Raw genomic sequence first — 13,876 nt, 5'->3', positions numbered from 1 at the left:
TCTCCTTTTTTGCTTGTAATAACTTTTGCTTTAACTCAGATTCAAGAGAAACATCTTTCCTCAACTGTTGTTTCCGACTCTTCAATCAAAGTTAAATAATATCTTTTTCCATCAATTTCAAAAATTGATTTTTCTTCTTGAATCATCTCTTTTTATTACATCCGCTGCATAACCATTTAACTTTTTCAGATTTCTCCCTACAATCGTTACATTTCATTAATTATACTGCATTCATTCGTTTAGGAACAATTAGAAAAGGGCTATAAAACTCTATATATGGAATAGAGAGATCATCAGTGTTTCTTTTTAAAAAATGAGGTGTGATTACTTGTTGGTAAAAGAACTTTACGAGGATAGTTTTCTTTTTAAAGAATCCACTCTGGCTCATTACATCTACCATTTACTAGCGAAACATAAAATTTCCTTGGAGGATGACATATCCAAAATAGACAGGGTTCAAGCTGATCCTCAGAAAGTGGCGGAACTAATCCGAAAAAATGTATTACGCATTCATAAAAGCCGCATCTACTCATTAAAGAAGAATGCGAAGGATTTTATCTTCATCTTTGCTACCAGCCAGCAAGAGGCGATCCAATTCTTTAAGGAAACCTATCAGTGAAGCCCGTTAAGCTGCCATGAATATCCACTAGAGTTTGAGTTTACGAGAGGAAAGGAAGTGGTGGCATTTCGGGAGATGAGGAAGGAGTTCACGAGTTTTCCGGCGATAGCGCGGCGGTTTGAGAAGGTGGAATAAAATAATGAATTTTTTATACTCCCTTCGCTGTGTTTGAGTAAACTGGATTAACTTATTAGTAAAATTATTGATAGTTGAGCTACGTTCGAAAGTAGCTCAATTTATTTTGATGAGAAAATCAAATGATTTATAATATTAGATTTTCAAAAGAGTTTAACTTTTCAGAAAAAATACTTGAAGTTTAAAAATTGAATGCATATAATTTTTTTAAATGGATAATAAAGGGTGAATATCTTGTCTTTAAGAGAAAAGAAAGCAGTTAAGAAGAAAGAAGAGATTTTAAAGTCCGCAGTAGAGATAATGGCTGGGAAAGGATATCATGCAGTAACAGTAGAAGAAGTAGCTTCTAGATTATTGATGACAAAGGGATCTGTTTATTATTACTTCAATGATAAGGAGGATTTATTGTATCAAAGTATAAGGATGTTAATGGAACAGACAATAGATAAAATTAGAAGCGTCCTTGAAGAAGAAATTACGATCGTTGAAAAATTAAAAAAAGCAATTGTTCAACATACAATTTCTATTATTAGTGAAAGATCAGGGTTTTCAATCAGTATTCGACTGGAGCAAATATTTACAGGAAGATATTTAGAGGAATTAATCCAATTGCGAGAAGAGTATTCTGAGGATTTTGATACCCTGCTAGAAAAAGGAATGGAAGAAGGTTTATTCATTTCAACAAACGTAAAAGTTGTCCGAAACTTAATATTTGGAGCAATGAATGGGGTTGTTCAATGGTATTCACAGGAAGGAGAAATGGATAAAAAGGAATTTGCCGAAATGATTGCCAACCATTTATTACGTCTCATTTTAAAAAGTAAATAATTTACACTCTTGTATTTGGATCCCAATCACAACGATAGAATCCATCAAGCTTTAATAAATATTCGATACAAAGAGTAATCATTTTTCTAAAAAGCAGATTTTAAGGAGTGTTAACGATGGAAAAGGTGTATATCATCGGTATAAGTATGACAAAATTTGGGAAACTATTTAGTTATTCTTATAAGGATCTCACTAGATTGGCAGTTGAAGAAGCATTAGGGGATGCTGGTATCACGAAAGAACTCATTGATGTCATATACTTTTCGAATGTGGGTCAAGGGTTAATTAATGGACAGCATTCTGTAAGAGGGCAGGTGGCATTACGACCATTAGGTTTTGAAGAAATCCCTGTCATTAATGTGGAAAACGCATGTGCTAGTGCAAGTACCGCCTTAAATCAAGCAATCAACTTCTTAAAAGCAGGTGAAGGAGAATTTGCTCTGGCAGTAGGCGTAGAAAAAATGTATAAAAGTCCGCAAGAAAAAGACTTTGAAATATTCAATACAGCTTGGGATGTTGAAACACCAAAAGAAAATATGGAAACGCTGATGCAGCTTGGTGAAGGATATCAAGTTCCAGAAAGTTTTACTAAGGCCAAAAGATATAGCATGTTTATGGATGTGTATGCTTCATTTGCAAGATTCCATATGAAGACATTTGGAACAACACAACATCAAATTGCAGCCGTAGCAGCAAAGAACCACCAGAACTCTGTTCATAATCCTCTATCCCAATATCAAAAACCATTTACGATAGAAGAAGTGCTTAATGCTGCACCAATTGTATATCCATTTACTTTACCTATGTGTTCTCCGGTAAGTGATGGTGCTGCAGCAGCCATTGTTTGTACTGAAAGCGGGTTAAAAAGATTAGCTTTTAATCGTGATAGATCTGTTGAGGTATTGACATCGGTTATTCAAACGGGATCGACGAGGAAACCGGAAGAGGTCGAAAAACACTTAACCGCTATTGCTGCAAAGAAGGCCTATGAAAAAGCAGGAGTGGGACCAGAGGATATATCCGTTGCAGAAGTGCATGATGCCACAGCAATTGGCGAAATTATTCAAGTGGAAAATCTCGGTTTTTGTCATTTTGGAGAGGGTGGATTCCGAAGTGAAAAAGGCGAGTTTAGTTTGTCTGGAAGACTGCCTGTAAATCCATCGGGAGGCTTAGAATCAAAGGGTCATCCAATTGGTGCCACAGGTTTAGCACAAATTTACGAATTGGTTGTTCAACTTAGAGGGGAAGCCGGTCAGAGACAAATTGCGAAACCAACCATTGCTCTCGCAGAAAATGGAGGTGGGGTATATGGGATAGAAGAAGCGGTTGCATCCATCACGATATTAAAAAATAACAAATAAAATGAAAGCGGATACAAAACTATTCTGATATAAAAATTTAGCATCTTAAAGTACTTAAAGGAGAGGATGAAATTTATGAAAATGGAAGGGAAAGTTGCAATCGTTACCGGGGGTGCTTCTGGTTTAGGATTGGCAACGGTAGAGCAGCTTCTTGAAAAAGGATCAAAAGTCGCTATTTTAGATATGGATGTAGAAAAGGTAAAACAAATTCAGGAAAACTACGGCAGTAATCAGTTATTAGCAATTCAAACCGATGTCACAGATGAAGGATCCGTTCAACAAGCAATCAATCAGACATATGATACTTTCGGTGCTATTCATATCTGTGTAAACTGTGCAGGGATTTCAGTTGGTCAAAAAACGTATAGCTCCAAAGGGCCATTTGACTTTGGAAGATTCAAAAAGGTTATCGATGTTAATTTAAATGGTACGTTCAATGTTACAAGATTAGTTGCGGAAAAAATGGTGCTTAACAATAGTACAGAAGAGGAATTAGATCGTGGTGTAATAATCAATACTTCTTCGGGAGCAGCATTCGAAGGTCAAATGGGTCAGGCAGCTTATTCAGCAAGTAAAGCGGGTGTGGCTGGGATGACTCTTCCAATAGCCAGAGATTTATCACAATACCATATTCGAATAAATGCCATTGCACCAGGGTTATTTATGACACCAATGGCCTCAGGACTCCCTGAAAGTGCCATTAAAAAGATTGAATCACAAATTGAATATCCAAAACGATTGGGCAACCCTCCAGAATTTGCATCCTTAGTGTTACACATCATCGAAAACACCTATTTTAATGGGGAAGTAGTTCGATTAGATGGGGGAACACGTTTACCAGCTAGATAAGTAGACAACTAGATATTTTAAATTTTGAATATTTGGAATCTGTTTTTAAGGAGGATTCATTTTGAAAATCACTCAGGAAGTGGAAAGCAACGAAGTGCAGCTTCTGCGTAAAAGTGTCCAGGAGTTTTGTAAAAAGGAGGTAGCGGATTATTACCAACAGTGGGAAAGAGATGGATTAGTTCCTAGAGAACTTTGGAATAAATTAGGTGAACAGGGTTTCCTGCTAATGGAAGTACCCGAAAAGTATGGCGGTTTAGGCACAACATATCAATATTCAGCTGTGATCATGGAAGAGTTTTATCGTTTGGGATTTAATAGCATCGGTGCAAATATCTCTGTTCATGGCCTTATTACCGCTCAATATATTCTTAATTATGGTACAGAAAGACAAAAAGAATATTACTTGCCAAGAATGGCTACTGGGGAACTAGTGGGTGCGGTTGCCATGACTGAGCCTAATGCTGGAAGTGACTTGCAAGGAATTAAAGCTTTAGCAAGATATGATGAAACTAGGAATGAGTATGTAATTAGTGGGTCCAAAACGTTTATCACCAACGGACAGCATTGTGATTTTGTTGTAGTTGTAGCAAAGACAGACCAAAATGTAAAGCCGTCACGTGGTACTACTCTGTTTATCGTAGACGTGCCTGCAGCTGGATTTGAAAGGGGCCGAAACCTAGAAAAACTGGGATTGCATTCTTGTGATACCTCTGAACTTTTCTTTGATGAGGTAAGAGTCGGAGAAGATGCTATTTTAGGAAAAAAGAATGAAGGTTTTCGTATTTTAATGAGTGAGCTTCCTAGAGAACGGCTGACAATAGCTGTTAGTGCTATTGCTTCAATGGAAGGTGTTCTAGACTCGACGATTCAGTATACAAAGGAAAGAGAACTATTTGGGACAACATTAGATCATTTCCAAAATACGAGATTTGTTATAGCGGATTTGTACGCAAAAATGGAAGTACATCGGGCTTTTGTAAATGAATGCATCAAACTCTTAACTGAAAATAAGCTGGATACAGTTAAAGCAAGTATGGCAAAACTGACATGTTCTGAGTTACAAGGTCAAGTTATCGATGAATGTCTCCAGTTGTATGGAGGATATGGGTACATGATGGAATACCCGGTGGCTAGAGCTTTTGTTGATGCCAGGGTTCAAAGAATCTATGGTGGTACATCTGAAATCATGAAAAAAATCATTAGTAATGAGTTGTTTTCTAAATAAGTGATGAGGAGAGATATAGTGGAGAATGATGTAGTTTATTATGAGAAGAATGGAGAAGCTTCATGGGTGTATTTAAATAAACCCGAATCAATGAATGCCCTTTCAAAGGGGGTATTATCTAAATTTATTGAGATTCTTACAATCTTAGAAAAGGATAAAGGAACAAAGGTCGTAGTTATTACAGGTACTGGAAAGGCATTCTGTGCAGGAGCCGATTTGAAAGAGATCATGGAAGAATTGAAAGATAAAGAGGTTGATGAACCTGGATTTTTCGATTATGGACGTGTATTTTTCCAAAAACTATATAGCTTTCCTAAACCAATTATCGCTGCACTTAACGGTATGACATTGGCGGGTGGTCTTGAAATTGCCTTAACTGCAGATATTATTATAGCATCCGAATCTGCCAAAATTGGAGATGCCCATGCGAATTTTGGAGTTCTTCCTGGCGGCGGCAGTTCAATCAAATTAGCGAGAAAAATCGGGGAAAACCGTGCAAAGTACTTATTGCTTAGTGGAGATTTCATTTCTGCAAAAGAGATGAAAGAGTATGGTCTTGTTCATAAGGTTGTAAAGGAAAGCGATTTAATAGATGAAGTAAATGGAATCGCAAACAAACTAGCAAAGAAAAGCCCTTTAGTATTAGAAAAAATGAAAAAACTTGTTTCGAATGGCTATGAACAGCCTTTTAACGTAGCTTTAGAAAATGAAATGAGTACACTTCAAGCACATCTTAGATCTTATGACCTTAAAGAAGGCTTATCAGCCTTCAATGAAAAAAGAAACCCAAATTTTAAAGGTTTTTAATAAGGCTGCTAGAATTCCACATACAAGGTTCGCAAAAAATAATCTATGGGGAGAGATCGGGATGATCGTTAATTTTGCCAGATTGTATAAGGGTGTTGCAGACCAATTTAAGGACCAGCCTGCACTAATTAATTTAGAGAAGAATAGGACATTTACTTACAGTCAAATTCACAAGCTTACAAATAAAATTAGTCATTTATTAACAGACTTTTTCAAATTGGAGAAAGGCGATAATTACGCAGTTTTGCTCCAAAACGATAATCTCAGTCTATTTACGCATGGTATGTTAAAAAATGATATTACGATATCCCTTTTAAACTATCGAGATGGTGTTGATGACCATATCTATCAGTTAAATTATGTGAAACCAAAGGTTATTTTTACAGAAAAGGCTAATTTACTGAACAAAGATTTCTATCTATCATTAAAAGAACTGGAAATTCAAATCGTTTCTTTCGAACGAGTTGATTTAGAGGATGTTTATTATTTTTGGGTTTTAGTAGAGGAACAACGTGATGATGAAGTGAAAGCAGAATATAATGCTGACAAAGATATCATCATGTATCGTTTTACTGGAGGTACAACCGGCAGAGGAAAATGTACGCAGTACACCTATCGAAATATCTATGGGGCAGCCATACAAAACTTTTCTCAAGATGACCAAATTTTTAGTGACAAAACTAAATTCCTGCACGTTTCACCACTTAGTCATGCTACCATGGCCTATTTTATACCTACTTTGTTAAAGGGGGGGACTAACTTTACACTAAACACACCGGACCTTGAAAATATTTGTAAAGCTGTACAAGATCATAATTTAACGGGGACCTTTGTAGTTCCAACCTTGTTGTATCGATTACTGGAACTAGGGCTGGAAGAAAAGTATGATCTTAGCTCATTGGAAGCTGTTGTTTATGGGGCATCGCCGATGAGTCCGACCAAGTTAGAATTATTACAGAGTAAATTTGGAAATGTATTTATTCAAATTTATGGAGCATCAGAGGCATTTCCGCCAGCAGTGGTCTTGCCTAAAAAGGACCATCTTGTTCAGTCTGAAAAGGAACGAAAGAAATTATCCTCTGCTGGAAAGCCTGTGTTAGGCGTAGAACTAATAATTGTTAATGCTGAAGGAACTGAATTAAAGCCAGGGGAAATAGGTGAAATATGGGTTCGTTCAGATTGCGTCATTCCTGGATACTACCTCGCTCCAGAGGAAACACATGCTGCTTTTACAGAAAACGGTTTCTTTAAATCGGGCGATTTAGGGTATTTAGATGAAGATGGCTACGTATATATTGTAGACCGAAAGAAAGATATGATTATCTCTGGTGGATTTAATGTGTATGCAGTTGAAGTAGAAAATGTGATTAACTCACATTCTGCTGTAAGCAATTCAGTTGTCGTCGGAGTGCCTCATGAGGAATGGGGTGAAATGGTTCATGCAGAGGTTGTTTTAAAAGAGGGTCAGGAAATTAGTGCAGATGAGTTAATAGCCTATTGTAAAACAAAATTAGGAAGCTATAAAGTGCCAAAAACCATTCATTTTGTCCAAGAACTTCCTACTAGTTCAGTTGGGAAAGTGTTAAGAAGACATGTAAAGGATAAATACTGGAAAAATGAAGGCAGAAAGGTACATTAAAAGAAAAGGAGCTAATTTAGGAACTTGTTACTGCAATAAAACTCAAGCAATTTAATTTACCTTCCATTTCGTTAAAACGAGTGGATATAAGACTAAAGGAACTGTTAAGTACTATAGCTATTAATAGTACTTAACAGATTTTTTCATTCTTGTGAAAGAGTAGTAGATACAATCTTGACGTTTGAAATTACATAGTAGAGGTGATTTTAATTGAAATTTGATGACTTATCGATAGGACAAATGTTTGAGACAAAGTCATACAAGATGAAGAAGGAAGAAATTATAGCGTTTGCCTTAAATTATGACCCGCAGTACATGCATATTAATGAGAAAAAAACTAAACAAAGTAGATTTAAAGGAATCATCGCCTCAGGACTTCATACATTAAACATCTCTTTTAAACTATGGACTGAAATGGATGTTTTAGGTGATGATGTAATTGCTGGCACAGGGTTAAATTACCTTAAATTAACTAAGCCAGTGTATCCAGATGATGTTTTGTATGTAAAATCTACAATCATCGGAAAAAAAGAGAAAAAAAAGGCAGGCGAGATAACGATATTACTTTCAACCTTTAAGAATGAAGGGGAACAAGTTTTAGAAACGGAATTGTCTGCTTTACTATCAAAATAGTTCCTAGTGGAAGAGAGTTTTAAGGCATCCATTCCTATAAAAAGACTTTTCCGAGCTGCTTTTTGTTCTAATAGGCTTCCACAATAGCCGAATTAAATAAATTAAGAGAAGATCATTTTTATTTAATTGGGGGGACCGTCTCCGTCTTTCTTATTGAAGGTAAGTGCCTGTCACTACCCGCAATTTGTCGAGTTCTTAACGACGAGATTCGGGTGAACCAGGCACTTTTTTTTGACCATATCAAAAGTTATTTGGCGATTTGCCAGCTCTGTGTTTGATAAGGATGGACTAGCCAGTGAATTTTAACAGGCAGGAAGCGGGGTGTAATAATCGAAAATTATAGCTATCTGTATTACTCAAAGACGTCTGATAAATTTTTATATTTTCAGAATTGTTTTTATATATTGACACAACAGTCATTAATGACTACAATTTGAAATATGTAAATCTAATTCATAATAGGAGAACTTTGTATGAAGGCTGAAAATGTTTCAAGAACAGACCGTCGAAAGGCATGGATACGAGAGCAGATTATTAACGGTGCTCTAGAGGCTTTTTCCGAATTGGGTTACACGAAAACCACTGTGAATGATATCACTTCACGTGCGGATGTGGGCCATGGGACATTTTATCATTATTTTAAAAATAAACAGGACCTTTTGAGTATACTAGTAGATGATTTAGCTGAAAAGGTAGATGATTATGTTCAACCAAAGAATATGCAATTAAGTGTTTATGAAAGAATGCAATACGAAGCACAGAGAATATTGGAGTATTACGTAAATAACAGCAGCATTTTGTTGGCTCTAAAAGAAGCCCTTATGGTTGACATACAGTTTGAGGAAAAATGGTTGAAAATAAGTGAAAGTCTTTTCAGACGAATTGAACGAGACATCAAGGGATCGATTCAAAAGGGATACTGTCACGACATTAATGTTGATGTAACCATTCGTGCTTTAACATGTATGTTCGAGGGCTATGGCCACTATTTGATGACCCAGCCAGTAACTCCGGCTGAAATCCATGAAGTTGCCCAATCATTAACCAGCTTGTGCTATAAAGCAGTATTTAAGGAATAATTAATTCGATTTACTAATAAGCAACAAAAATTTTCAGGTTGTTGCTTATTCTTAAAGACGAATTGAGTGAATTCCATGGAAAAAGTAATTTTTACAGTTTAATGAATGCGTTTACATTATTATGTGTTTAATTAGATTCAAATAAACTTATTATAGTAGAAATGTATATAAAAAGTTTATTTGAATTCTTTTTATCTAAAAATGACATAAATGTCACTACTGATAATAATGTCATTTTTATGAGCTAAAGGTATTAACGTAACTCTGCCGAACCAATAAGGAGGTGAGGAAAAACTAATTAGGTTAATTCTCCAAAAGTAAACCCGATTTAAAATTGTAATTCTTTATCCTCGGTTGAAGGGCTATTTTCATGATGGAATATAGTCAGCACCAATGAACCCATACTTACTGATTAACAGGAAAAGGGGAAACACCACATTAATGATTTTTTAAGGAGCAATATAAATTCTATAGTGTAAATGGAGTCTTATTATTTGGATGCAAAGGGAGAGGATTAAATTGGTGAAACAAGAGGTATATAATTCTACAATATTAACGGAATCTTATTGGCCTGCAGATACATCAAGGCCGCTGCATGATTGGACTGTTGCTCAGGTATTAAGGGAAGTTACAGCGGAGGTTCCAGACCGAATAGCATTAGTCGAAGGAGTTTCGGACCCGGCAAAGCGCAGAAGATGGACATACACTCAGCTATTAACAGATTCTGAACGTGTTGCTTCAGCACTGCTTACTAAATTTAAACCAGGAGAGCATGTTGCGGTTTGGGCGCCAAATGAAGTGGAATGGGTACTTCTGGAATTTGGTTGTGCGATTGCTGGAGTCACTTTAGTGACTGTAAACCCTGCATTAAGGGAGAAAGAACTAGATTACCTGTTACGTCAATCGGAAGCAGCGGGGGTATTCCTTGTTAATGAATACCGGGGCTATAACATGCTTGAGGCTGTTACCAATATTCGGAAAGGCTTGCCAAGACTACGGGAAGTGATTAGTTTTTCAGATTTTGAGGAATTCATGAATAGCGGCAGCCAATCAACTATTTTTCCAGTGGTAAAGCCGGAGGATCCTTTTGTCATTATGTATACCTCTGGGACAACTGGTAAGTCCAAGGGTGCCATACTTCACAATAAGGGTATAACCAACAGTACTAAATTTATGGCTGAACGTGCTGGAATGGAAGTTGGCGGTGTATGGGTAAATGTTATGCCACTTGTTCATATGGGAGGATGCGGATTCGCGGTACTTGGAACCCTTCAACAACGGGGCACTCATGTCCTTGTTAACACGTTCGACCCAGAGCTTTTTCTTGAATTAATCGAAAAAGAGGGAGGCTCCTTTGCACTTCTCGTCCCAACCATGGTCGAAGCTATATTAAACCATCCTGATCGTAAAAAATACAATCTCTCAACCTTGAAGTCTATTCTTTCTGGTGCCTCAAAGGTAGAACCACATTTAGTTCGTCGTGTGAAAAATGAACTAGGTTGCGGAATGTCAATCGTTTGTGGTCAGACAGAAATGCACGGCGGAACAACGCAAACGCATTTGGAGGATTCCCCACAGGACCAGGCCGAAACCATTGGGCAGCCGTACCCTTATATTGAAGTAAAGATTGCAGATCCTGCAACAGGAGAGGTGCTTCCACTAGGTATGGATGGAGAAATATGTTGTCGTGGATATCAAACGATGATTGGCTATTATAATATGCCAGAACAGACAGCTGCAACTCTAAAAAATGATGGCTGGCTTCATTCAGGTGATATTGGTTCAATGGATGAACGAGGTTTTATTAAAATCAAGGGTCGTTTGAAGGATATGATCATTCGCGGCGGTGTAAATATCTATCCAAGCGAAGTGGAATCACTGTTGCGAGAACACCCAAAGGTTGCCGATGTAGCTGTAGTAGGCTTGCCAGATGAATATTGGGGAGAACAAGTGACCGCACTGGTCATTCCAACCTCTTTTGCAGACCTGCCAACAGAATCTGAACTTACTGAATACTGTAAAGCCAATATGGCAGGATTTAAAAGACCAAGGAATTGGTACTTTGTACATGAATTTCCAAAGACAGCAGCAGGAAAAATCCAGAAATTTAAGCTGCAAGAAATGGTCAAAAATGGTGAAATTCAACAAGGGGCCAATTTGACTCAAATATAGATAATAAGTAATGGTAAACTCCAAATAAAATAATCTTGTAATCTAATTAGTTAAGGAATCTCTCTGGCGGTTTTTCCAACATATTTGAAGCACTCTCTTGTTTTTGGTTTTTAGATTGTCGACATGACTTAAGGTCACAAAATTTTACCCTCTCTTTCATTTAAATATTCTGAATATAAAATCAATAAAGAATAGTCATTATTTTAAAGGGGAGAATCATTTTGAAAAAGGACAATATTTATCGTACGACTCGTTTAACTGAGTCCTACTGGCACAGCAACAGGTAAACTTCAAAAATTTAAGCTTCGTGAGTTGATATTAAATGGCGAACTTCAAACCGAAAAAAATTTTGCGGGAATTTAAAAAATACAATAGCATGGTATTTTTCGCGGGTGTCCGATAAAAGGGACACCTTATTTTATTTAATCTTATAAAGTTAGTACTACTTGGAGACGTACTTTTGATTAGTTCGATTTGTTTGAAAATTATATATTTTTAAATATTGACATCAATGTCATATATGACTACAATGTTTATAAAGGCGAAATTTATGAAAAATAGGAGTTAAAAAATATGAAAATGGCAAAATTTCAGGAGACAACGAAACCAGACCAACGCAAGACGTTGAATCAGGAACAAATCATGATTTGTGCTATCGAAGTCTTTTCTGAAATCGGTTACACGAAAGCGACTGTCAAGGACATCACGACAAAAGCGAATGTAGGGCACGGAACCTTTTACCATTACTTCAAAAATAAAAATGACCTCCTCGATCAATTAGTAGACGACCTTTTCGAAAAGGTTAATCACAATTTACAGTCCAACCCCTTGGCAGAAAGTATCTTCGAAATGATGAAGGATGAAGCCTATAGAATATTAGGCTTTTACAATCAAAACAGAGGAGTACTTCTAGCGTTAAAGGAAGCGATGATGGTAGACCAGCATTATAAAGAAAAATGGTTGAAAATAAGTGATAGATTATTTAAAAGGATTGAGCATGATATCAAAGGCTCCCAGAAAAAGGGATACTGCCACAACATGAATGTCGATATTACGATTCGAGCACTTGCTTGTATGTTTGAAGGGTATGGACATTACTTAATGCAGCTGCCATCCAGTCCAAGGGAGACGCAGATGACGGCAGAGTCTTTAACAGATTTTTGCTATAAAGCGGTGTTTAAGCTTGAAACCTGAATTATAGAGTAGTAGCTGGTCCTATTCTATAAAGCATAGGTACATATGCATTAAAGAAAATATAAAAGAGAACGGGAGGTTTTCTATCACATGCAAGATGTTTATATTATCGGGATTGGGATGAACAAATTTGGTAAGTACCCAGGAGAAACAGTTAGGACCATGGCAGAGCAAGTCATACAGCAATCTTTGGAGGACGCTGGAATTAGCGTAAAAGATTTACAGGCTGGATTCTTCTCGAATACTTTTTGGGGAATGTTTGATAGGCAGCACTCCATTCGCGGTCAGGTGGTTTTCAGGGGAATGGGGATTGACCGGATTCCTGTTACCAATGTAGAAAATGCTTGTGCAGGAGCTTCCACAGCATTGCACCTAGCGTATACCGGAATTCGAGCAGGAATGTATGATGTTGCTATTGCAGTTGGTTCAGAAAAGCTAACTAACCCAGACAAAGCAAAATCATTATCCGCATACTCCAGTTGTATGGATGTAGAGAACTTTGACAGGCAAATCAGCTTGTTATTGGATTATGGAAAGAACCTAAAGGTTGCCCTCCCACAGGAAGAATCGGCACCTGGTGCAGGAAGAAGTGTTTTTATGGATGTTTATGCGATGATGACTCGTTGGCATATGAGCAAGTATGGAACAACACAAAAACAATTAGCAGCTATCGCATCCAAAAATCATTTTCACTCATCCCTTAATCCAAAAGCACAGTATCAGAATCGGATGAGTATTGAAGAGGTTCTGAACGATAGTCCTGTTACCTACCCTTTAACTCGCAGTATGTGTGCTCCAGTTGGGGACGGGGCAGCGGCCGTTATCGTTTGTTCTGAGAGATTTTTGAAAAAGCTTGAAAAGTCACGTCCAGTAAAAATTCTTGCTTCCGTCCATGGTCAAGGCACGGATAGAGACCTTGAAGGTGAAGATATCGGTGAAAGACTTGCAAAAGAGGCATATGAAAAAGCAGGGCTTGGTCCAAAGGATATTGATTTAGCTGAGTTGCATGACGCTACGGCTTATGGTGAACTGCACCAAAGTGAAGCAATGGGATTTTGCCCTCCTGGTGAAGGCGGGGCACTAGCAGAATCAGGTGCCACAACTCTAGGAGGATCGATTCCCATCAATACGAGTGGTGGACTTGAAAGCAGGGGCCATCCGATTGGAGCCTCCGGTCTTGCGCAAATATACGAAGTTGTTACCCAGCTTAGAGGAGAAGCAGGAAACAGACAGGTAATTGGCGCAAAAATCGGTCTAGCTGAAAATGGGGGCGGCAGTATTGGTGTCGAAGAAGCTGCTATGTGTATTCATATCTTAGAAAAAGTATAAGTGGAG

The 13,876-nt window shown here is 37.4% G+C and carries 12 protein-coding genes; all 12 read left to right on the top strand.

Annotated features, from left to right (window positions below):
- Positions 1–328: 328 nt before the first annotated feature.
- The 12 genes from M3234_RS15115 to M3234_RS15060 all read left to right on the top strand — a co-directional run bounded on the left by M3234_RS15115 (position 329) and on the right by M3234_RS15060 (position 13,870).
- Positions 329–619 carry a hypothetical protein gene (locus tag M3234_RS15115; RefSeq protein WP_262305526.1) on the top strand — a complete coding sequence of 97 codons (291 nt, stop codon included), beginning with the start codon at positions 329–331 and terminating at the stop codon, positions 617–619.
- 369 nt (positions 620–988) lie between these two features.
- Positions 989–1,582: a TetR/AcrR family transcriptional regulator gene (locus tag M3234_RS15110; RefSeq protein ID WP_262305525.1), complete on the top strand. Its 594-nt coding sequence runs from the start codon at positions 989–991 to the stop codon at positions 1,580–1,582.
- Positions 1,583–1,698: 116 nt separating this feature from the next.
- The gene (locus M3234_RS15105; protein WP_262305524.1) at positions 1,699–2,943 is read left to right on the top strand and encodes a thiolase family protein; all 1,245 of its coding nucleotides are present in this window, start codon (positions 1,699–1,701) and stop codon (positions 2,941–2,943) included.
- 75 nt (positions 2,944–3,018) lie between these two features.
- Complete coding sequence (locus M3234_RS15100) at positions 3,019–3,792, top strand: SDR family NAD(P)-dependent oxidoreductase (protein WP_262305523.1); 774 nt, start codon at positions 3,019–3,021, stop codon at positions 3,790–3,792.
- Between the two features lie 61 nt (positions 3,793–3,853).
- Positions 3,854–5,017, top strand: a complete 1,164-nt coding sequence (locus M3234_RS15095) for an acyl-CoA dehydrogenase family protein (RefSeq protein ID WP_262305522.1) — start codon at positions 3,854–3,856, stop codon at positions 5,015–5,017.
- Between the two features lie 18 nt (positions 5,018–5,035).
- Positions 5,036–5,824, top strand: a complete 789-nt coding sequence (locus M3234_RS15090; RefSeq protein ID WP_262305521.1) for an enoyl-CoA hydratase/isomerase family protein — start codon at positions 5,036–5,038, stop codon at positions 5,822–5,824.
- Positions 5,790–7,463, top strand: a complete 1,674-nt coding sequence (locus M3234_RS15085) for a class I adenylate-forming enzyme family protein (RefSeq protein WP_262305520.1) — start codon at positions 5,790–5,792, stop codon at positions 7,461–7,463. Before M3234_RS15090 ends, M3234_RS15085 begins: the two co-directional genes overlap by 35 nt.
- 210 nt (positions 7,464–7,673) lie before the next feature.
- Positions 7,674–8,096 carry a MaoC/PaaZ C-terminal domain-containing protein gene (locus tag M3234_RS15080; protein WP_262305519.1) on the top strand — a complete coding sequence of 141 codons (423 nt, stop codon included), beginning with the start codon at positions 7,674–7,676 and terminating at the stop codon, positions 8,094–8,096.
- Positions 8,097–8,569: 473 nt separating this feature from the next.
- Positions 8,570–9,175 carry a TetR/AcrR family transcriptional regulator gene (locus M3234_RS15075; protein WP_262305518.1) on the top strand — a complete coding sequence of 202 codons (606 nt, stop codon included), beginning with the start codon at positions 8,570–8,572 and terminating at the stop codon, positions 9,173–9,175.
- Positions 9,176–9,697: 522 nt separating this feature from the next.
- Positions 9,698–11,347, top strand: coding sequence for a class I adenylate-forming enzyme family protein (locus M3234_RS15070; RefSeq protein ID WP_262305704.1), 1,650 nt, complete (start codon positions 9,698–9,700; stop codon positions 11,345–11,347).
- A 573-nt stretch (positions 11,348–11,920) separates the two neighbouring features.
- Positions 11,921–12,541 (top strand): TetR/AcrR family transcriptional regulator, encoded by a 621-nt coding sequence (locus M3234_RS15065; RefSeq protein ID WP_262305517.1) that lies wholly within the window; start codon positions 11,921–11,923, stop codon positions 12,539–12,541.
- Between the two features lie 90 nt (positions 12,542–12,631).
- Entirely contained in the window at positions 12,632–13,870 is a 1,239-nt protein-coding gene (locus tag M3234_RS15060; RefSeq protein WP_262305516.1) for a thiolase family protein, read from the top strand.
- Positions 13,871–13,876: the final 6 nt, after the last annotated feature.

The sequence above is a fragment of the Neobacillus niacini genome (genome assembly GCF_023715785.1).
Classification (GTDB): domain Bacteria; phylum Bacillota; class Bacilli; order Bacillales; family Cytobacillaceae; genus Neobacillus; species Neobacillus niacini_E.
The sequence above is the reverse complement of the archived record's forward strand: the minus strand, read 5'-3'. Positions and strand labels throughout refer to the sequence as shown.

Coding starts and splice junctions, on each gene's coding strand:
- M3234_RS15100 (WP_262305523.1), top strand. CDS start 3,019: ATGAAAATGGAAGGGAAAGTTGCAATCGTTACCGGGGGTGCTTCTGGT.
- M3234_RS15105 (WP_262305524.1), top strand. CDS start 1,699: ATGGAAAAGGTGTATATCATCGGTATAAGTATGACAAAATTTGGGAAA.
- M3234_RS15060 (WP_262305516.1), top strand. CDS start 12,632: ATGCAAGATGTTTATATTATCGGGATTGGGATGAACAAATTTGGTAAG.
- M3234_RS15065 (WP_262305517.1), top strand. CDS start 11,921: ATGAAAATGGCAAAATTTCAGGAGACAACGAAACCAGACCAACGCAAG.
- M3234_RS15075 (WP_262305518.1), top strand. CDS start 8,570: ATGAAGGCTGAAAATGTTTCAAGAACAGACCGTCGAAAGGCATGGATA.
- M3234_RS15085 (WP_262305520.1), top strand. CDS start 5,790: ATGAAAAAAGAAACCCAAATTTTAAAGGTTTTTAATAAGGCTGCTAGA.